The sequence below is a fragment of the Acidovorax sp. DMC1 genome, from assembly GCF_056314325.1.
Window position 1 is genome coordinate 16,216 of the sequence record NZ_JBQUYO010000009.1, and the last position, 19,310, is coordinate 35,525.

The 19,310-nt window shown below is 64.4% G+C and carries 15 protein-coding genes and 1 pseudogene; 6 read left to right on the forward strand and 10 right to left on the reverse strand.

All coding sequences use genetic code 11. The features are described from left to right. Positions 1-51 precede the first annotated feature (51 nt). The 3 genes from chvE to ACT531_RS17700 all read right to left on the reverse strand — a co-directional run bounded on the left by chvE (position 52) and on the right by ACT531_RS17700 (position 3,827). On the reverse strand, positions 52-1,122 hold the full coding sequence (gene chvE / locus ACT531_RS17690; RefSeq protein ID WP_209819449.1) for a multiple monosaccharide ABC transporter substrate-binding protein: 1,071 nt from the start codon (positions 1,120-1,122) through the stop codon (positions 52-54). A gap of 214 nt (positions 1,123-1,336) precedes the next feature. Next, on the reverse strand, positions 1,337-2,302 hold the full coding sequence (locus ACT531_RS17695; protein ID WP_209819451.1) for an ABC transporter substrate-binding protein: 966 nt from the start codon (positions 2,300-2,302) through the stop codon (positions 1,337-1,339). 73 nt (positions 2,303-2,375) lie between these two features. Beyond that, positions 2,376-3,827 carry an aldehyde dehydrogenase family protein gene (locus ACT531_RS17700; RefSeq protein WP_209819453.1) on the reverse strand — a complete coding sequence of 484 codons (1,452 nt, stop codon included), beginning with the start codon at positions 3,825-3,827 and terminating at the stop codon, positions 2,376-2,378. Positions 3,828-3,961: 134 nt separating this feature from the next. Here ACT531_RS17700 and ACT531_RS17705 point away from each other — a divergent pair, with 134 nt between their 5' ends. Then, positions 3,962-4,924, forward strand: a complete 963-nt coding sequence (locus tag ACT531_RS17705; protein WP_063462989.1) for a LysR substrate-binding domain-containing protein — start codon at positions 3,962-3,964, stop codon at positions 4,922-4,924. 912 nt (positions 4,925-5,836) lie between these two features. On the opposite strand, the gene ACT531_RS17710 is transcribed toward ACT531_RS17705, so the two are convergent. Beyond that, positions 5,837-6,658, reverse strand: a complete 822-nt coding sequence (locus ACT531_RS17710; protein ID WP_209819455.1) for an SDR family NAD(P)-dependent oxidoreductase — start codon at positions 6,656-6,658, stop codon at positions 5,837-5,839. 124 nt (positions 6,659-6,782) lie between these two features. On the opposite strand from ACT531_RS17710, the gene ACT531_RS17715 reads away from it, so the two are divergent. Together ACT531_RS17715 and ACT531_RS17720 are read left to right on the forward strand one after the other, a co-directional pair. After that, complete coding sequence (locus tag ACT531_RS17715; RefSeq protein ID WP_476018264.1) at positions 6,783-7,736, forward strand: SMP-30/gluconolactonase/LRE family protein; 954 nt, start codon at positions 6,783-6,785, stop codon at positions 7,734-7,736. A gap of 78 nt (positions 7,737-7,814) precedes the next feature. After that, the gene (locus ACT531_RS17720; protein WP_476018265.1) at positions 7,815-8,750 is read left to right on the forward strand and encodes an aldose 1-epimerase; all 936 of its coding nucleotides are present in this window, start codon (positions 7,815-7,817) and stop codon (positions 8,748-8,750) included. Between the two features lie 22 nt (positions 8,751-8,772). On the opposite strand, the gene ACT531_RS17725 is transcribed toward ACT531_RS17720, so the two are convergent. The 4 genes from ACT531_RS17725 to ACT531_RS17740 form a co-directional block, all read right to left on the reverse strand. Then, on the reverse strand, positions 8,773-9,168 hold the full coding sequence (locus ACT531_RS17725) for a VOC family protein (protein WP_056642348.1): 396 nt from the start codon (positions 9,166-9,168) through the stop codon (positions 8,773-8,775). 37 nt (positions 9,169-9,205) lie between these two features. Beyond that, positions 9,206-9,667: a DUF1801 domain-containing protein gene (locus ACT531_RS17730; protein ID WP_476018376.1), complete on the reverse strand. Its 462-nt coding sequence runs from the start codon at positions 9,665-9,667 to the stop codon at positions 9,206-9,208. Positions 9,668-9,938: 271 nt separating this feature from the next. Continuing rightward, the gene (locus ACT531_RS17735) at positions 9,939-11,579 is read right to left on the reverse strand and encodes an FAD-dependent monooxygenase (RefSeq protein WP_476018266.1); all 1,641 of its coding nucleotides are present in this window, start codon (positions 11,577-11,579) and stop codon (positions 9,939-9,941) included. Between the two features lie 102 nt (positions 11,580-11,681). Then, on the reverse strand, positions 11,682-12,698 hold the full coding sequence (locus ACT531_RS17740) for a tripartite tricarboxylate transporter substrate binding protein (RefSeq protein WP_476018267.1): 1,017 nt from the start codon (positions 12,696-12,698) through the stop codon (positions 11,682-11,684). A gap of 83 nt (positions 12,699-12,781) precedes the next feature. Between ACT531_RS17740 and ACT531_RS17745 the strand changes: the two genes are divergently transcribed. Continuing rightward, positions 12,782-13,711, forward strand: coding sequence for a LysR family transcriptional regulator (locus ACT531_RS17745; RefSeq protein WP_476018268.1), 930 nt, complete (start codon positions 12,782-12,784; stop codon positions 13,709-13,711). A 173-nt stretch (positions 13,712-13,884) separates the two neighbouring features. Here the strand turns inward: ACT531_RS17745 and ACT531_RS17750 are convergent. Both ACT531_RS17750 and ACT531_RS17755 read right to left on the reverse strand, forming a co-directional pair. Beyond that, a pseudogene (locus tag ACT531_RS17750) lies at positions 13,885-14,691 on the reverse strand (nucleotidyl transferase AbiEii/AbiGii toxin family protein); the annotation flags it as partial. Between the two features lie 310 nt (positions 14,692-15,001). Next, entirely contained in the window at positions 15,002-15,583 is a 582-nt protein-coding gene (locus ACT531_RS17755; RefSeq protein ID WP_476018269.1) for a type IV toxin-antitoxin system AbiEi family antitoxin domain-containing protein, read from the reverse strand. Between the two features lie 172 nt (positions 15,584-15,755). On the opposite strand from ACT531_RS17755, the gene yjjJ reads away from it, so the two are divergent. Continuing rightward, positions 15,756-17,114 carry a type II toxin-antitoxin system HipA family toxin YjjJ gene (gene yjjJ, locus ACT531_RS17760; RefSeq protein ID WP_476018270.1) on the forward strand — a complete coding sequence of 453 codons (1,359 nt, stop codon included), beginning with the start codon at positions 15,756-15,758 and terminating at the stop codon, positions 17,112-17,114. A gap of 404 nt (positions 17,115-17,518) precedes the next feature. Beyond that, entirely contained in the window at positions 17,519-19,279 is a 1,761-nt protein-coding gene (locus tag ACT531_RS17765) for an ATP-dependent nuclease (protein ID WP_476018271.1), read from the forward strand. Positions 19,280-19,310: the final 31 nt, after the last annotated feature.

A 19,310-nucleotide genomic window follows, 5' to 3' on the forward strand; every position in this document is an offset into this window, starting at 1 on the left:
GCCCCGGTGGCATTCGCAGGCGGCGGCTTTAGATGCAGAAGCCGCTCGTGCTCACTTGATTTGCGATTCCTTGTAGTACCCACTGCCTACCAACACCGCGCTCCAGTTGGAGGAATCCACCGCCACCGGCTTGAGCAGGTACGACGGCACCACCTTCACGCCGTTGTTGTAGGTCTTGGTGTCGTTGATTTCAGGCTGCTTGCCCGTCAGCACGGCGTCCACCATGTTGGCGGCTACCTTGGCCAGCTCGCGGGTGTCCTTGAACACGGTGGAGGACTGCTCGCCCTTGAGGATGGACTTGATCGAAGGCACCTCAGCGTCTTGGCCGCTGACCACGGGGCAGGGCTGCTGGGCAGTGCAGTAGCCCACGCCCTTGAGGGAGGACAGGATGCCGATGGAGATGCCGTCATACGGCGAGAGCACGGCATGCACCTTGTCCTTGCCGTAGTAGGCCGACAGCAGGTTGTCCATGCGCGCCTGGGCCACCGAGCCGTCCCAGCGCAGCGTGCCCACCTTATTCATGCCGGTCTGCTTGCTGCGCACCACCAGCTTGCCGCTGTCGATGTATGGTTGCAGCACGCTCATCGCGCCGTCGTAGAAGAAGAAGGCATTGTTGTCGTCGGGCGAGCCACCGAACAGTTCGATGTTGAACGGGCCCTTGCCTTGCTTGAGGCCCAGCTTGTCCACGATGGAGGTGGCCTGCAGCACGCCGACCTGGAAGTTGTCGAACGTGGCGTAGTAGTCCACGTTCTTCGATCCCTTGATGAGGCGGTCGTACGCAATGACCTTCACGCCCTTGTCGGCCGCGTTTTGCAGCGCCTTGGACAACGTGGTGCCATCAATCGACGCAATCACCAGCACCTTGGCACCCTTGGTGATCATGTTCTCGATCTGCGCGAGCTGGTTGGGGATGTCGTCTTCGGCGTACTGCAGGTCGGTCTTGTAGCCCCGGTCCTTGAGCACCTTGACCATGTTGTCGCCATCGGCAATCCAGCGCGCCGAGGACTTGGTGGGCATCGAGATGCCGATGGTGCCCTTGTCCTGGGCCGATGCCACGGACGTGGCGCCGATGGCTGCGAGCGCCACGCTGGCCAACACGGCCTTGAAAATTGCACGCTTCATTTGAGTCTGTCTCCTGGTGTGAATTTGTTTTTTGATAGACGCCTGAAGTCCGCTACAGGCCGCCGCAACTGGCACGGTCTAAGGCCAGTGCCACCGCCCAAGGGCCGCCATGCAGCGAAGGCTGCGTTTCACTTGCGGGTGCCGGTGGCGTCCCCCTTCCCGCATCTCACAGCGATGCGAGAGAAAGGGGGAAGGCGCGCAGCGCCTCAGGGGGTTAATACTTGCGGTTCGGCATTTCCTTGGCCGCCACTTCCATCGGGAAGATGCCTTCCTCGGTCACGATGCGCTTGGGCACCGCCTTGCCAGCCTTGATGTCTTTGACTGCGGCCATGAGTTGCGGGCCCAGCAGGGGGCTGCATTCCACGCTCACGTTGAGCTTGCCGGCGATCATGGCTTCGAAGGCGCCCTTCACCGCGTCGATGGAGATGATCACGATGTCCTTGGCGGGCTTCATGCCAGCCTCTTCGATGGCCTGGATGGCGCCAATCGCCATGTCGTCGTTGTGCGCGTAGAGCACGTTGATCTTCTTGCCCTCGGCCTTCAGGAAGGCTTCCATCACTTCCTTGCCTTTGGCGCGGGTGAAGTCGCCGGTCTGGCTGCGGATGATCTTGAACTTGGCGTCGGCCTTGATGATTTCCTCAAAGCCCTTCTTGCGGTCGATGGCAGGGGCGGAGCCCACGGTGCCTTGCAGCTCGACGATGTTGACCTCGCCCTTCTGGTCCTTCATCTTCTCCACCAGCCAGCGGCCGGCCTTGCGGCCTTCTTCCACAAAGTCCGAGCCCATGAAGGTCACGTAGAGCGACGTGTCCTTGGTGTTCACCGCGCGGTCGGTCAGCACCACGGGGATCTTGGCGGCCTTGGCCTCGCGCAGCACGGGCTCCCAGCCCGACTCCACCACGGGCGAGAACGCAATCACGTCCACCTTCTGCGCGATGAACGAGCGGATGGCCTTGATCTGGTTTTCCTGCTTTTGCTGCGCGTCCGAGAACTTCAGTTCAATGCCCGCCTCCTTGGCGGCGGACTTGATGGACTCAGTATTGGCGGTGCGCCATTCGCTCTCGGCCCCCACCTGGCTGAAGCCCAGCACAATGGGCTTTTGCGCCCAGGCGGTGCCGGGCAGCAAGGCAGCCACGGGCACGCTGGCCAAGGCGGCAGCAACGGTGCGGCGGTTCATTTTCATCATCTTGTCTCCTGTCTGTAATGGTTGGTTGACGACGGTTGCGGGATGGAAAGAAAGAACAAAAGAAGGAGGCTCAGGCCAGCATGTAGCCCGTCTTGACGGTGGTGTAGAACTCGGCCGCGTAGCGCCCCTGCTCGCGGGCGCCGTAGCTCGACTCCTTGCGGCCACCAAAAGGCACATGGAAGTCCACACCAGCCGTGGGCAGGTTCACCATGGTCATGCCCACGGCAGCGTGGCGCTTGAAGTGCATGGCGCGCTTGAGCGACGTGGTGCAGATGCCCGCACACAGGCCAAAGGGCGTGTCGTTGGCCAAGGCCAGTGCGTGTTCATAGTCATCAGCCCGCAGCACGCAGGCCACGGGGCCAAAGATTTCCTCGCGCGCCACGCGGTGCTCGGGGCGGGCCAGAAAGAGGGCGGGGCTCATGTAATGGCCTGGGGTGGGGCGCTCCAGGCGCTCGCCACCCCAGACATGCTCCGCCCCCTCATTGCGCGCAATGTCGATGTAGCCCAGGTTCTGCGCCAGTTGGTTGTCGTCCACCACCGGGCCCATCTCGGTGCCGCGCTCCAGCGCATGGCCCACCTTCAGGCTGGCCAGCCGGTTGCGCAGACGGGCCACAAAGGCGTCGTGCACCTCGGCCTCCACGATGAGGCGGCTCGATGCGGTGCAGCGCTGGCCGGTGGAAAAATACGAGCCCTGCAGCGCGCAGTCCACCGCTTGGTCCAGGTCGGCGTCGGCCAGCACGATGAGCGGGTTCTTGCCGCCCATCTCCAACTGCACCTTGGCGCGCCGTGCTGAGGCGGCGCGCAAGATGCGGTCGCCTGTGGAAACAGAGCCGGTAAAGCTCAGCGCGTTGACCAGCGGGTGGTCCACCAGCGTCTGGCCCACCTCGCGGCCGCTGCCCATGACGAGGTTGAAGGCACCGGCGGGCAGGCCACTGCGGCTGATGATTTCGGCCAGCGCCCAGCCACAGGCGGGCACCAGTTCGGCGGGCTTGAACACCACGGTGTTGCCGTAGGCCAGGGCCGGGGCGATCTTCCAGGCCGGGATGGCGAACGGGAAGTTCCACGGCGCGATGATGCCCACCACCCCCACGGGCTCACGGGTCACATCCACCTGCACGCCCTGGCGCACAGAGGCCAGCAGCTCGCCCTGGATGCGCAGTGCCTCGCCCGCAAAGAACTTGAAGATCTGCCCGCTGCGCGCCACCTCGGCCACGCCTTCGGGCAGGGTCTTGCCTTCTTCACGGGCCAGCAGCGCACCCAGCTCGTCCTTGCGTGCCAGCAGCTCGCTGCCGATCATGTCCAGCACATCGGCCCGGCGCTGGGGCGTGCTCTGGCTCCAGGAGGGCAGGGCATCGGCCGCGGCGCGCACGGCCAGCTCGGTCTGGTTGCGGTCGGCGCGGGCATATTCGGCTACCACCTCGCGGGTGTCCGACGGGTTGGTGCTGATGCCGGTGGTGGTGCCGATTTCCCACCGGCCGTTGATCAGGTGCCGGGGGCTGAGCTGGAGATCGCCGAGCTTCATGGAGAGAGGCCTTTGTTGCAGTTGCGGCGAAGTCTATGGAAGGTTTCGATATCAATCCAATCGTTTTTTAGACAAAATACATATCGTTCTTTGCATTCTGGAAAACCCCTCCCTTTTCCCGTCCTTCGCCATCCATGAGCACCTACAACCACTGGTTCATCCGCGCACGCCTCAAGACGCGCCAATTGCTGCTGCTGGTGGCCCTGGCCGAAGAGGGCAACATCCACCGCGCCGCCCAGGTGCTCAGCATGACGCAGCCGGCCGCCTCCAAGCTGCTCAAGGACCTGGAGGACGTGCTGGAGGTGTCGCTGTTTGACCGCCTGCCACGCGGCATGCGCCCCACCTGGTACGGCGAAACGATGATTCGCCACGCGCGCATGGCCCTGGCCAACCTGAACCAGGCGCACGACGAGATCGGTGCGCTCAAGCGCGGGCACTACGGCCAGGTGGGCATTGGCGCCATCACCTCACCGGGCCTGAGCCTGCTGCCCGCCGCCGTGGCACAGGTCAAGCAGGAGCACCCCAGCCTGCGCATTTCGCTCGACATAGAAACCAGCCCGGTGCTGCTGGAGCGGCTGGAGCAGGGCAAGCTCGACATCGTGGTGGGCCGCCTGTACGAGGAGCACGACAAGGAGAACCTGCGTTATGAGTCGCTGACGGAGGAGCTGGTTTGCGCCATGACGCGCCCGGGCCACCCGCTGTCGAGCATGAGCGGGCTGACGCTGCGCGATGTGGTCTCGGCCAGCTGGATCGTGCCGCCTGCGGGCAGCGTGCTGCGCCACAGGTTTGACCTGATGTTCCAGCAGGACGGGCTGGCGCCGCCGCTGCACACGGTAGAAACATCGGCCCTGCTGTTCATCACCCGCATGCTGCAGCAGAGCGACATGATTGCTGTGGTGGCGGAGGATGTGGCGCGCTATTACGCGGCGCATGGGATCGTGACGGTGTTGCCGCTGGCGATGCCGTGCCATATGGATGCGTTCGGAATCATCACGCGGTCGGACCGGCTGTTGTCGCCGGCGGCGAAGGTGATGATGAAGGCGTTGAAGCAGACGAGTCTGGTGCAGTATGGGCGGCGGTTGGAGGTGGGGGATTGATGGCTTTGGGTGTTATTGGCTGGATGCGCTAGTGGGATATGTGCTGGTAGCTATTGATTTTGTAGTGTTTGTTTTCGTGTGCTGAATGTGCCGCATGCCTTTGCTTAGGGCGGAGACCGGGAGTCGCCCCGGCGGGCGAGGTACTTTTCTTTGCTTCGCCAAAGAAAAGTACCCAAAAGAAAGGCGACCCCCAGTCTGCGACCCCTTCGCTGTGCGAAGGGGCAAACCTGCGGCGTGTCGGTTGCGGGGTGCGCCGTGGAACTCGCTTTGCGCTGCGCGCGCCGCTCGGACATCCACGGCGAGTCAGTTCACGAGGCATGGGCGCTGCGACGCCCATGCTCACCCCACAACCGCCCCGCCGCAGGCGCAGCCAGCAGGGGTGGGGAGCCAAACATCCAACAGCCGAACAGCCACACGGGCCATCGCTGCGCTCGGCCCCGACTGCGCAGCGCGTGGCGCTTGCGCCCGCGAGGTGGGGCCGAGCGCAGCGCAGCGAAGCAATGGCCCGTGTGGATGTCCGTTTTTTTTGGGTTCCCTTCTGGATGCGCCTGGGGCGCGCAGGGCGCGGGGTGGCATGTGTGCCGAAGGACACACATGCTTCGTGAACTGACTCACCGCAGTTGTTTGAGCGGAGCGCCGCAGGCGCGCAGCGAGTTCTGCGGCGCACCCCGTGACCGAGCACCCCAGGTTGCCCCGTAGCGCAGCGAAGGGGTCGCAGACAGTAGGGTCGCCCTTTCTTTGGTGACTTTCTTTCGGCGACGCGAAAGAAAGTTACTCGCACGCCGGGCGACTCCCGGCCTCCGTCCGCAACCCGAGCACGCCTCCAGACAAGCGCCACACTCACAAACTGCAAAAACAATAGCTACCAACGTTTAACGGATAAGCGCCGGAGCCAAAAAAGACCTCAAAAAATCAAACCCACCCCGCATCCACCTTGAACTCCTGCGCCGTGCACATCGCCGCATCATCCGACGCCAAAAACAACACCATCCGCGCAATGTCATGCGGCCGCAGCTTGTCCGGCAAACACTGGTTGCGCGCCAGCTCCTTCTCGCCCTCGGCGTCCAGCCACAGCTTGATCTGCCGCTCCGTCATCACCCAGCCCGGCGACACCGTGTTGATGCGGATGCGGTCCTGCCCCAGCGTCTTGGCCAGCCCGCGCGTGAGGCCGTTCACCGACGACTTGGCGATGGCATAGCAGGGGTAGCCTGTGCCCTTGCCCTGCCAGCCGGTGGAGCCCAGGTTGATGACCGAGCCCGCGCCCAGCCTGCGCATACCGGGCACCACGGCCTGGATGGCGAAGAAGGCGGGGCGCTCGTTGATGGCCATGCGCTCGTCGTAGTACTCGGGGGTTACGGATTCGAGTGTGTGCCGGTCATCGCTGGCCACGTTGTTCACCAGCACTGCAAAGTCGCTGCCCAGCTCGGCCGCCGCTTCGGTCACACAGGCCTGCAGGGCGTTCACATCGCGCACATCGCACACGCGCCACCAGGGGCGGGGCAGGCCTGCGTCGGCAATGTGCTGGGCCAGGGCTTCGCTGGCGTTGCGCGCCACGTCCACAAACGCCACGCGGGCACCTTGCTCGGCAAACGCCGCCACGATGGCCGCGCCAATGCCGCTGCCGCCGCCCGTCACAAACACGGCACGGCCTTGCAGGCTGGGGAATTTCGCCAGGCCCTGGGGGGCACCCGTGGCGTCGGTCGAGGAAGAGGAGGGGGTAAAAAGCTGTGTCATATCAATATTGCAATCAATCAATGGCAAAAAAATTCATTTCAAGCATCAATTGGCGTTGATAAGATGCCGCTCGTCAAGTGCCTGGCGGCAGGCCGATGCAAAAAAACGACCGGAGACAACCAACGTGCGACCTTCGCTGGATACCCCCATCCCACCGTCCAGCGGCGCGTCCGCCTCTGCGCCAACAACCACCGGCGCCGTGCGCTGCGTGGTCGCACTGGGCAACGCGCTGGGCGAGGGCGTGCTGTGGTCGGTGCGCGAGCAAGCTGTGTACTGGGTGGACATCCTGCAGCGCGAACTGCACCGCTGGGAACCTGCCACCGGCGCGCACCAGCGCTGGACGTTTGACGAAGAAATCTCCGCCATCGCCGAGCGCGCCAACGCCCCCGGCTTCATCGTCACCCTGCGCCGGGGCTTTGCGCTCTTCGACCCCGCTGCCGACATCGCCCCACGCTACCTGCACCAGCCCGAGCCAGAGCGCACCGGCAACCGATTCAACGACGGCAAGTGCGACGCCCAAGGGCGCTTTTGGGGCGGCAGCATGGACTTTGCGTGCGAGGCCCCGACGGGCGCGCTCTACACCTACACCGCCGGTGGCCACTGCGTGCGGCACGACGATGGTTTTGCCGTGACCAACGGCCCCACCTGGGCCACCACTGCGCAGGGCCCGGCCATGTTTTTCAACGACACGGTGCAGGGCACCACCTACTGCTACCGCTGCGACCCGGCCAGCGGCACCGTGAGCGACAAAACGCTGTGGAAACGCTGGCCCGTTGCGGGCGGCGTGCCCGACGGCATGACCACCGACGCGCAAGGACGCCTGTGGGTGGCGCATTGGGGCGGTGGCTGCGTCACCTGCCACGACGCCGACTCGGCCGAAGAGCTGGCCCGCATCACGCTGCCCGTGAGCCAGGTCACCAACTGCGCCTTTGGCGGTGCGGACCTGCGCACGCTGTACATCACCTCGGCCCGCACCGGTCTCACTCCCGAGCAGCTCGCGGCCGAGCCGCTGGCGGGTGCGCTGTTTGCCGTGGACATGTCCACGCCTGGCGTGCCGGCACACCTGTTTGGCGGCTGACGCCGACCCCACGCGCAGCGGAGGGGCCGTGGCTCCGCCACCTCCTTTTTCCTCCATCCCGCAGAAAGCACACCGCCCATGACCGAGGCCTCTTCATCCCACCCCATCGTCTGGCTGCACCACGCGGGGCAACACCTGGGCCTGGTGCCCACACTGGGCGGCAGCGTGGCGGCCTGGCAGATTGACGACCCGCTAGCGGCAGGCGCGCGCATCGACCTGTGGCGGCCGTGGGACGGCGTCACGCCCGACCTGTACCAGCTCGCGTCGTTTGCCATGGTGCCCTGGTCCAACCGCATCAGTGGCGGCGGTTTTGAGCATGCGGGGCAGTTCCACCCCATGCGTCCCAACCGCGTGGGCGAGCCGTACCCCATCCACGGCGATGGGTGGCTGCAGCCCTGGCAACTGAGCCAGCCCGCGCCCGACACGCTGCAGATGCAGCTGCGCTCCGAGCGCTTTGACGGCAACCCCTACGCGTACGAATGCGTGCAGACCTTCCGCTTGGTGGAAGGTGGCCTGGACCAGTCGGTGCAGGTGCGCCACCTGGGCGCCCAGCCGCTACCTTACGGCCTGGGCCTGCACCCCTGGTTTCCGCGCACGCCCGGCACGCGCATCACGGCGCCAGTGCAGGGCGTATGGCTGTGTGGCGACGACCCGTTGCCCACGCAGCACACGCAGCACTTCCCGCCCGGTTGGGACTTGAATACTGGCGCGCCCGCCAACGGCGGCCTCATTGACAACGCCTACACCGGCTGGGGCGGCACGGCGCAGATCGACTGGCCCGAGCGCGGCCTGCGCCTCACAGCCCACATGCCCGATTTTGAAAAAGACGGCGGCGCGGCTCAGCACTACTGCCTGGTGTACCGCCCGCCGCAGGGCCCGGCGTTCTGCTTTGAGCCCATCACCCAGCCCATCGACGCCTTTCACCAGCCGGGCCAGCCCGGCCTGCGCATGCTGGCGAAGGGCGAGGTGCTGGTGATGAACGTGCAGTGGCGCTACCAGCCGCTGACTGATTGAGGGTGGGCTTTAGAACAGGTTCCTACAGCAGCGCCGCGTGGCACGCCACGCACAGCTTGTTGCCGTCCGGGTCCCGAAAATACGCGCCGTAGTAATGGGCGTGGTACTCGGGCCGTAGGCCCGGGCGGCCCTCGCACACGGCGCCCAGGCTCAGCGCCAGGGCGTGCGCAGCATCCACCTGGTCGCGCGTAGCGGCTGCAAAGGCCACCATGGTGCCGTTGCCGGGTTGCGGCACCTCGCCATTGAATGGGCGGGCAATCACAAACAGCGGGCGGGGGCCGGGGTTGGATTCCCAGCCTGCCCAGGGCCGGCTGGGCTCGCAAAACCGCTCCTTCACGCCCAGTACGCTCAACACGGGCCGGTAAAACGCCAGCGCGCGCTCAAAGTCTGAAATGCCCACAAACACGTGCGACAGCATGATGGGGTGATCCTTCCGTTGGTCTGAATGCTGGGGCCTATGCGGCCGACCCTGTGTGCCCCGGTGCCCGGCCCTTGCGGGCCTTGCTGCCGCCCAGGGCATTCAGCTCTACCGCCGCGCGGATGAGCGCGCGGAACGCATCGGCAGGCAGCGTGTCGCCCTCGTGGATATCAATGGCACGGCGTGCGTTGCCGTCCAGGCTGGCATTGAAAAGGCGCGCCGGGTCGGGCAGGGCGGCGCCTTTCAGAAAGGTGAGCTTTACCGCTGCCTTGTAGCTCTCGCCCGTGCACAAGATCCCGCCCAGCGACCACACTGGTGTGCCACGCCACTTCCACTCTTCCACCACACCGGGCGCGGCCTCGTGGATCAGCTGGCGCACCTGCGCCAGCGCCTGCCCACGCCAGCCGCCCAGGTCGGCAATGCGCTGGTCGATCAGTGCCGATGCGGCGGGCCCAGTGGTTGCCGTGTCTGGTGCGGTGGTGTTGGGCGCACGGCCCATGGCAGTGGGTGGGGATTTTTTGGCAGCAGCCACGGGGTGGTCCTTGGTGGAGTGGGTGCAAAAGGCGAGGGGTGAGGCCCCGCCATTGTTGCTCCTCCGCACACCTTGGCAACCCCGGTACAACGGGTTGTTACCTTCTGGCCTGCCTCTGTTCATTCAGGCAGGCGCGTCGGTGGCTGCAGGACCTGCGCCCCCTTTGCGCCCCTCCGCGCGCCCTTGCGCGGCATTGCTCCGCGCCTCCGCACGATTCGTTTCAGCCGTGCGCCACGGCCTACCCCGCCACCCGCGCCAGCACTTCGCGGGCCTGCTCCGCAGTCACTGCCGGTCCGCCAGCCTGCCCCGTCCAGGCCACAAATTGGTCGGGCCGCACCAGCACCAGCGGTGCGCCATAGCGTGCGGGCTCGGTGCCTTCGCCTCCGTCGCCACAGTCCACCAGCCGCAGCGGAAGGCCCGGGCCCGCCGCTGCCTCGCGAAAGGCTTGCACCGAGGTCGCATGCGCTCCATCGCCACCCACCACCAGCAGCGAAAAGCCTGCGCCCAGCTCCTCAAACACGTTGCGCCCGCTGGGCAGCGTGGCGGGCGCCAGGTGGTGGCCCGGCCGCGCCGTGAACTGGTGCGAGCCCTTGGCGCTGGTGGTGCGGCCCTCGCTGCCCCACACAATGCCCGAGCCCTCGTAGTGCGGCTCAAACGCATGCACCTCGCCCACGGCGCCTTGGGCGCGCGTTTGCCACGCGGCCTCAAACGCGGCCCGGTCGCGCGCCGGGTCATAGGCGTCCAAGAATTCCTTGTCGGTCTCTATGGACCGCGCAATGAAGTCGTTGATGGTGGACGCAAACACCGGGCGCCGTTCGGTGTCGTACGAGTCCAGCAGCCGCTCGCCGCCCCAGCCCTGCAGCACGGCGGCCAGCTTCCAGCCCAGGTTGCGTGCGTCTTCCAGGCCCGAGTTCACGCCATAGCCGCCGTAGGGCGGGTGGCTGTGCGCGGCATCGCCCGCGATGAAGACGCGGCCCTTGCGGTAGCTGTCGGCCAGCATGAAGCGCAGGTCCCAAAAGCCGATGTGCTCAAACTCCACTTCAAACTCCGCGCCCACCGCCTCGTGCAGGTAGGCGGCAAAGTCAAAGTTGTCTTTGGTGGTGCCCGGCGGCACCGGTGCATGAAAGAACCAGGTGCTGCCCAGGTCCACGCGGCCTAGAAACTTCCAGTAGCCCTTCAGTTCGGGCTGCAGCACGTTGTAGTAAGACTTGCCGGGGTAGCGCTCCAGCAGCTGGTGCAGGCCTTGTGACTTGAACACCAGCAGCACCATCATGCGGTCGTGGTCGGTGCGGGTGTGGGTGATGCCCGCCTGCTCGCGCACCACCGACCGCGCGCCGTCCGACCCCACCACATAGGCGCCGCGCAGCACGCGCTGGGCCTTGCCGTCGCCACGTTGCTGGATGGTGACGGAAACGCCCGCGTCATCCTGCGCCACGGTGCTGGTCTCCCAGCCGTAGAGGGTCTGCACCGATGGCAGCTGCGCCACGCGCTGGCGCAGCACGGCCTCGGTGGCGTACTGCGGCAGACGCTCGTTGGCCGTGAAGTAATAAGGCTTGACCAGGTCGCGCTGCAGCCAGTCGTAGCTGTAGGGCCCCAACAGCGTGCCGTGTGCGGTCAGGCCGCCAATGCCGTATTCCACCGGAATAGTGCGCGCCGCGCGCAGCTGCTTTTCGGCACCCCAGAAGTGAAAGTGCTCCATGGTGCGCTGCGTGAGGTTCTGCCCCTTGGGGATGGGCTGGGGCTGCACATAGCGCTCCACCACGATCACGTTCACGCCGCGCTGGCCCAGCTCTATGGCCAGGCCCATGCCGACGGGGCCGCCGCCCACGATGATCACTTCGGCGTCTTGCTGCGGCGCCACGGTTGCTTGCTGGTTCATGTTGTTGGTGTTGTTCTGTACGGGTCGGTTCGACACTGGCCGCGATGCAGTGTTGTGCAGTGCTGCGCGCTACTGGCCACCGCTGGGTGCGGGTGGTCGTGGTTACTCGGCGGTGATGCCCTGGGCCTTGATGAGATCGGCCCAGCGCTTGGCGTCAGCCGTCACCAGCTTCTGGAAGGCGTCTGGCGAGCTGTGGGCGGGCGTCATGCCCTGGGTCTCGAACGACTTGGCCACGGCGGGCGATGCCAGCACGTCGCGCAGCTCGGTGTTGAGCCGGTCCACCATCGCGCGGGGCGTGCCTGCGGGGGCAAACACGCCGTACCACATGTCCACGTTCAGGTCGCCCAGCTTCAGGGTGCCCAGCGACGGCACCTCGGGCAGCAGGGGGTGGGGCGTGTCCGAGCTGATGGCCAGCGCCTTCAGCTTGCCCGCCTTCACATGCTGCAAGGCCACGTGGATGGGCAAGAACATCGCGTCGATCTGCCCGCCCAGCAGGTCCGTCACGGCGGGGGCGGTGCCCCGGTAGCTGATGTGGGTGAGCGAAATCTTGGCCCGGTTCTTCAGCAGCTCCATCGCCAAGTGGTGCGGCGTGCCCGCACCGGGCGAGCCGTAGTTGAGCGAGCCGGGCTTGGCCCGGGCACGGTCCATCAGGTCCTTGAGCGATTCGATTTTGGACCCCGCCGATGCCACCAGCAGCAGCTGCCCCCAGCTCGTCTGGCTCACGGGCACCAGGTCCGTCAGCGGGTTAAAGCCCTGCTTGGGGTACAGCGCCATGTTCATCACCAGCGTGTTCACGCTGACCAGCAGCGTGGTGCCGTCGGGTGTGGCGCGCACCACCTCTTGTGTGCCGATGATGCCGGACGCACCCGCCTTGTTCTCCACAAAAAACGGGCGCTTGAGCCGGTCAGACAGCGGCTGCGCAATCTGCCGCGCAATCAGGTCGATGCCCGTGCCGGGCGTGAATGGCACCACCAGCCGCACCGGTGCATCGGCACCGGCCTGCGCCCAGGCCCTGGGCGTGGCGGCTGCAGCCGTGGCGGCCAGCGCGCCCAGCACCAGGCTGCGGCGTTGGGGGGAGGGCGGGTGCGCGTTGGCACGCAATGCAGGCTGATCGAACATGGGGCTTGTCTCTTTAGTCGTTGAAAGGGCGTTGCGGGTCGATTACAACGACACTCTTGACATTGATCAAACGGAAAATTCTGATGAATTCTTCATCAAAGCTGATGAATGTCAGCACCCGCCAGCTCCACGCTTTTCTGGAGGTCACGCGCCTGCAGAGCTTTGCCAAGGCGGCCGAGCAGGTGCACCTGTCGCCCTCGGGCATGAGCATGCTGGTCAAGGAGCTGGAGGACCAGGTGGGCGCCCGCCTGTTTGACCGCACCACGCGGTCCATCACCCTGACCGACGCCGGGCGCCGCCTGCAGCCCGTGGCCGAGCGCGTGGTGGGCGAGCTGCGCGCCCTGGGCGCCGTGCTGGACGGCAACGAGGCCGCCGTGCGCTCGCGCCTGCTTGTAGCGGCCACGCCCATGATCTCGGCCAGCTTGCTGCCCGAGGTGATTCGCGGCTTTGCACACAGCCACCCCGGCGTGCAGGTGCAGCTCAGCGATGTCGAGGTGGGCACCGTGCGCCAGCGCGTGCTCGACGGCGAGGCCGACATCGGCTTTGGCTTCTTCGTCAAACCCGCCGTGGGGTTGTCGCGCCAGCCCTTGTGCAAGTTCCGCCTCATGCGCATCAGCCCGCCCGATGCGGCGCACGCCAGCGGCCAGCTGTCCGACAGCCAGCCCTGGAGCCGCCTCAAAGACGTGCCCCTGGTCAGCCTGCCTTCGGACAACCCTATCCAGGTGGTCATCGAAAAACAGCTCTCCCGCCTGGGCCTGGCCCACCAGGAGCGCCCCCGCATGAACCTCATCGGCACCCTCATCGGCATGGTGCGCGCAGGCCGTGGCAGCGCCATCGTGCCCTCGTTCGCGCTGGAAGAATGCCTGCGCCAGGGCCTGGGCGTCGCCATGCTGCGCGAGCCCGTGGTGCACCTGGACCTGTATCTGGCCTACCGCCGGGGCACGCAGCAAAAACCGGCGGCCATGGCGTTTGCCGAGGCGTTGCGGGAGGCTGCGGTGCGGTTGCCGGCTTGAGGGCGTGGAGTGTCTCTGGATGATGCTGGGACCTGTGGGGCTGCGATTCAATGCGAAATGTGCCGCAGGCGCTAGAACAACATGCCGTAGCAGCTATTGAAATGAGAGCGGATATGGCTTGGCCCGCAGTTGTCGCGCGCCATCCGTCCCTTCCATTCCAGCGGCCTGTCGTTTCACAGCGCCAACAGCTTCTGCAACTCGCTGCGCAGCACCCCCACCACCTCGGCAAGGTCCAGGGCTTGCAGACGGTTCTTTTTCAGAAAGGCGGCCCACTGCTTCTGCTTGGCCGCATCCTGTGCAAATGCGTCGCTCAGGCCAGAGGGAATAGCCTGGGGCAGGGCCAAGTGCCGCCGATTAAACGTGGCTGCCACTGCGCGGTGCAGTTCTTGCGGGTCCAACACGCCTTCGGTCAGCAACACCCACAGGTCAAAGTAGTCCTTCATGCGCGTGTTGGCCATGCCCAGCAGGCACACCGCATGAAACTTCTCTGCCACCACCGTGTACTTGGGGTACGCGCGCAATTGGGGTGCGGGCAGGTCTGGCAGCAGCACCGGGTAGTGCACCGCCTCGGGCGCCGGGGTCACGGCGTCGCCAAAACCAATGTCCACCTGCAGCCCAATGCGTGCGCCATCCAGTGTGGCCAGAAGGTCCACCCGCACACCGCCGTACCCCGCCTCTTTGCGAATGGTGGCGCCCTTGACCGAGGCCGGGTCAAACGCCAAACCGTCGTCCACCTCGATCTGGCACATTTCGCGGAACGCCAGCACGGCAGATTCAATGTCGTCGGGGCCAAAGCCCAACAGGTCTGCATCGCGCGTGGGTCGGTGGGGCTGGTCAAACCACAGCGAGAACAGCAGGGCGCCTTTGAGCAGATATCGGTTGGTGTGTGGCGAGATCGACAACCGGTACAGCAGCCGCTCTAGCCCATAGCGAGTCAGCGTCAGGTTGAAATCCTGCTGGTGCGCATCGGCGTGCTGCCGAGAACCTGTTCAAGGTCTTTTCGGGGATCGCATTGGAGTGCAATCGGGATGAGTGGATGCTTCGGATGCGCCGCATGGGCTCGTGCCCATGCAAGCAGCCGGGGCGTTCAATCGCCCGATTTCACTCCAACCCTTCGGGCAAGTGCCTTGCCGGGCGGTCTGCGGCGTTGCGGCGCTTGCCGATAGCACGGGCTATCGGCTGCACGCCGCGCCTTGCATCCCATCCCGGCAAGGTACTTGTGCGACCCCGAAAAGACCTTGAACAGGTTCTTCAGCCGCGCGCGGACGGAGGCCGCCACATTGCGCTGGCTCATGCCGTCACGCTTTCCAGATAAGGCCGCATCACATTGGCCACGCGGTTGATCGTGGCGTAGTGCCACAGCGCATCCATCGGCAGCTTGCCTTGCTGCCAGCCGTCGCGCAGTGCCTCCAGCGCCACGTCCAGCCCGATCTTGTTGCGGTATTTGAAGCAGTCCGCTACCGTCTTCGCGGCGTTGAACACTGGTACCTGCACGCCGTCGATCTCCACCGGCGCCACCCCTTCCGTCAGCGCCGCGCCAGACATGCGAATCACGCGCAGCGCTGGTTGCCCCAGGCGCGGGGTGGGCGTGTTCGGCGGTATCGCCATCCACACCTCAAACGGCGCTTGCGTGCCAATGCCATGCACGCGCAGAGCAGAGAGCAAACACACCACGCCCTTGGGCACCCGCAGCGCGACCTCGGCCAGCGAGCGGTGCTCGCTGACGGCGCGGCCGGGCAGGCTGTACACGCCGCGCGCCACGCGGTCGAGCTTGCCTGCGGCGACCAGACGGGTCAGCAGCACCGTGGGCAGCCCATGCGCACCCAGGTCGCGCGCGCGGAGCAGGGGTTGGTGTTGGGCAATCTCAAGCACCGTGCTTTCTTGGGAGGCGAGGGGGGCGGATGGCACGCCGCAAGTGTGTTGTATTGAATAGTTGTTTGTCAATAAATAACTAAAAAAAGCAACGAACTAGGCTTTGATCCAGGTTGCTTAATCTATTCTTTTATCTATTCAATTTTCCATTCAAATGGCGTATCCTTAAGGCATGCCCTCCGCCGCCCAGACCTACGCCAACGCCATCCGCCCCCTGCTGCGCCCCGGCCCCGCCAAGGCGCAGGCGCTGGCTCAGGCGCTGCAGGTCAGCCAGCCCACCGTCTCGCGGGCGCTTAGCGCGCTGGGTGACGAGGTGGTGCCTTTTGGCGCGGCAAGATCTATTCAATACACGCTGCGCGATCCCCAGCGCGCCGATCTGCAGGCCACCGTGTACCGCGTCACCCCCCAGGGTGCGCTGGAAACCCTGGGCACCCTCGTCCCCGTGTGCCCGCACGGCTTTGTGATGGTTGAGGCGGGCGGGGCCCGGCAACACAGCGACGGCCTGCCCTGGTGGATTTATGACATGCGCCCGCAGGGCTACCTGGGGCGCGCCTACTGCCAGCGGCACGGCCAGCGCCTGGGCCTGCCCGAGCGGCTGGGCGACTGGAGCGACACCCACGCGCTGCGCGCCATCCTGGACCAGGGCGACGACATGCCCGGCAACCTGCTCATCGGCCCCACCGCACGCGACCAGTTCGTCAACGCGCCCGACCCGGTGCCCATTGCCGCCGCGCAAAAGCTGCACACCTACGACGAGCTGGCCGACCTGGCCGCGCGTGGCGAAGTGGCGGGCTCGTCCGCCGCTGGCGAGCAGCCCAAGTTCACCGCCTATGCAGAGCAAGCCGATGGCACCGCCGCGCATGTGATGGTCAAGTTCACCGCAGAACTCGACACCCCCGTGAGCGCCCGCTGGCGAGACCTGCTGCTGGCCGAACACATAGCCCTGCAAGTGCTGCGGGACCACGGCGTGGCTGCCGCGCAGTCCATGACCTGGATGCACGGCACCCAACGGTTTCTGGAGGTGCAGCGGTTTGACCGGCTGGGCGCGCGCGGACGCAGGGCGCTGCATTCCTTTGCCGCGCTGGATGCCGAGTTTGTCGGCAGCGGCGGCAACTGGCCGGTGATCGCCAGGGCGTTGTTAAAGGAAGGGGTCATCACCCCGCAGGCCTTTGACACGGCCTGCCTGCTGTGGGCGTTTGGCACCCTGATCGGCAACACCGACATGCACAGCGGCAATCTGTCGTGCTTGTCAGAGGGGCGCAGGCCTTACGAGCTGGCGCCTGCTTATGACATGACACCCATGGCGTTTGCACCCACGGCGGGGGGCGGCTTGCCGGATCGGACGCTGGAACTGACAGTGGGCGAGCAGGTCAGCGCGGCGGCTTGGAAAGAGGCGCTTGCGATGGCGCAGGTGTTTGTGCGGCTGCTACAGGATGAAGAAGGATTCAGCGCGGGTTCTGAAGTGTGCAAGGCCGAGTTGCTTCGCCATGTGGCAGTGGCGGCTGAGCGGATTGGACGGCTGGCGGTTTAGGTGGAACACCGGCGGGTTACGCAGCAAAGGCCGGCGGCGATGGCGTGTGTGGAGATCAGATCCGGCGGGGCGAGAGCGCGCTTTGGAAGCGGATTCAATGTCAAATATGCCGATAGCGCTTGTTCTATATGGGGCATCTGCCATGAAGTTGAGACGAATGTTGTTGCGCTCTTTTTCTTTGCATTTCGAAATGGATGCGAGGGGATTGGCCGCTATCGACCCAAAGCAGATTTTCGAATCGCCGATGCCGCTGCCGGTCAGCGGTCGCTCGCTTCTGATCAGTCGCGTCGAGCGGCGCGCCAGCCGACTATCGGCAACCCGCAGTTGTCACTAGTCAGCTACTTGCTGGAATGCTGCAAAATTTGCATGTCACAGGATAGTGACGTGAAATGAGAGGATGGGGGATGGCTGAAGAAGAGATCAACAAGCTGATCGGAGTAGTCCGGAAATTTAAGCCGGGCGCCAAGCTAAAACACTACATAGGGTATGCGCAGTTTCCTAGTTTCAAGAGCTTAGAGCCGAGTACGAGGATCGACTTTGACTTTCCTCTAACAGCTTTGGTCGGACCGAACGGGTCCGGAAAAAGCTCGGTCTTGCATGCCTTGTGGGGGATGCCCTATGGTCAGTCGACCTCCAAATTTTGGTTTGAGACCGAGCTTGATCCAATCGTTGGTACTCAGCGATATTTTTACTCGTACTGGCACGAGCCCTTCGGCGGCTTTGTGGAATGTCGCAAGGCACGAGTTGGCACAAAGAAGGCGGATTATTGGGAGCCAGCTCGCCTAAGTATTCCGGATGGAATGAATCCATTGCCGGCTGGGGAGTTTGTCGGTAAGGCCAAGGACAGATGGAATCCTGTCCGTCGCGACGTTGTGTACATCAACCTGAAGACATCTTTTGGGTCTTTCGATAGGTTTTTCTATTTTGATGATGACGTTAAGACGGATGCACGCAGGGAGGTGATGCTGCAGGAGGCGAGGAGGCTTCGGTCTATTGTTGAACAGGATAAACAAAGCTATATCCTCGGAAATCGCGAACGAATCTTTGTCAATCGGGAATTGACGCAGGACGAGGTCGCTGCCGTTTCGGCAATTCTAGGACGAACTTACGATTCGGCCAGGTATATAGAGCATGCGCTTTATCCGGGCCGCAGAGGCAAGGACATTAGCGTTATCTTTAGGCGTGGAGCTTCATATTCAGAAGCATTTGCCGGTAGCGGTGAGTTGACCGCTGTTAACGCAGTTGTCCAGATCCTAGGTGCTCCTGAATATTCCCTAATTCTCTTGGATGAGCCGGAAACTTCCTTGCACCCGGGAGCTCAGCGGATTTTATTAAAATTTCTGCTTGAGCAAATCAAGCTGAAGGGCCACCAAGTGGTCATTTCAACCCACTCGATAGATTTTCTCGAAGGCTTACCTCACTCAGCTATAAAGGTCTTTGAAAGCAACGGTGCTGGGCAGACAAGAGTTTTACCGTCTAGTTCGCCCAACTCTGCTCTAGTCAGGCTCGGAAAACCGCCGATCAACAAGAAGCGCGTACTTGTAGAAGACCCGATGGCTGCTCTATTGATTGAGCGCGCTATCGACTCAATGGATCCAGGCGATGTTCAATCGCTTGAGATAAAGGTCGCGCCCGGCGGGTCAGACGCTATCCTGCGCTACCTAGGGCCTGCTGCGATGACGTCCGGCGACGATGTCTATGTGTTTCTTGATGGTGACCAACGCAAAGTTGATAACTTCACCGACCCGAACACCATCGCTCCGGCGGCGCACGCCCAGCTCGGTGCATTGCTAAAAGAGGAGACGGGTGTTGACCCGATGTTTCATATTCCCGGCGGGCAGGGCGTGGCTGCGCATGAGGCGGCTAAAGTGCAGGCACACCTTAACTACTTGATGTGGCTACGGGCTCGAGTCGCCTATCTGCCAGGCGTTGTTCCAGAGGAGACTTTTCTCACGGCCTTGAACCCGGGGGGCGCATACGACAATTTGACGGCCGCAGAGGCCAAGGTGGCCCTTAAGGAGATGCTTGCGAAAAATGTCGAGGTGACTGCCAGCGAGCTGGTAACGCTCGCCAAAGTGGCCGCTGCGAGCATCCCTCAGGGCCACCAGAATCTCGCCACGATTCGCCAGCGTATTAGCCTCTGGCTGCATGGAGCACCTGCCTGACGATACCTTTCGCTGCGGCGACAATCGGTAG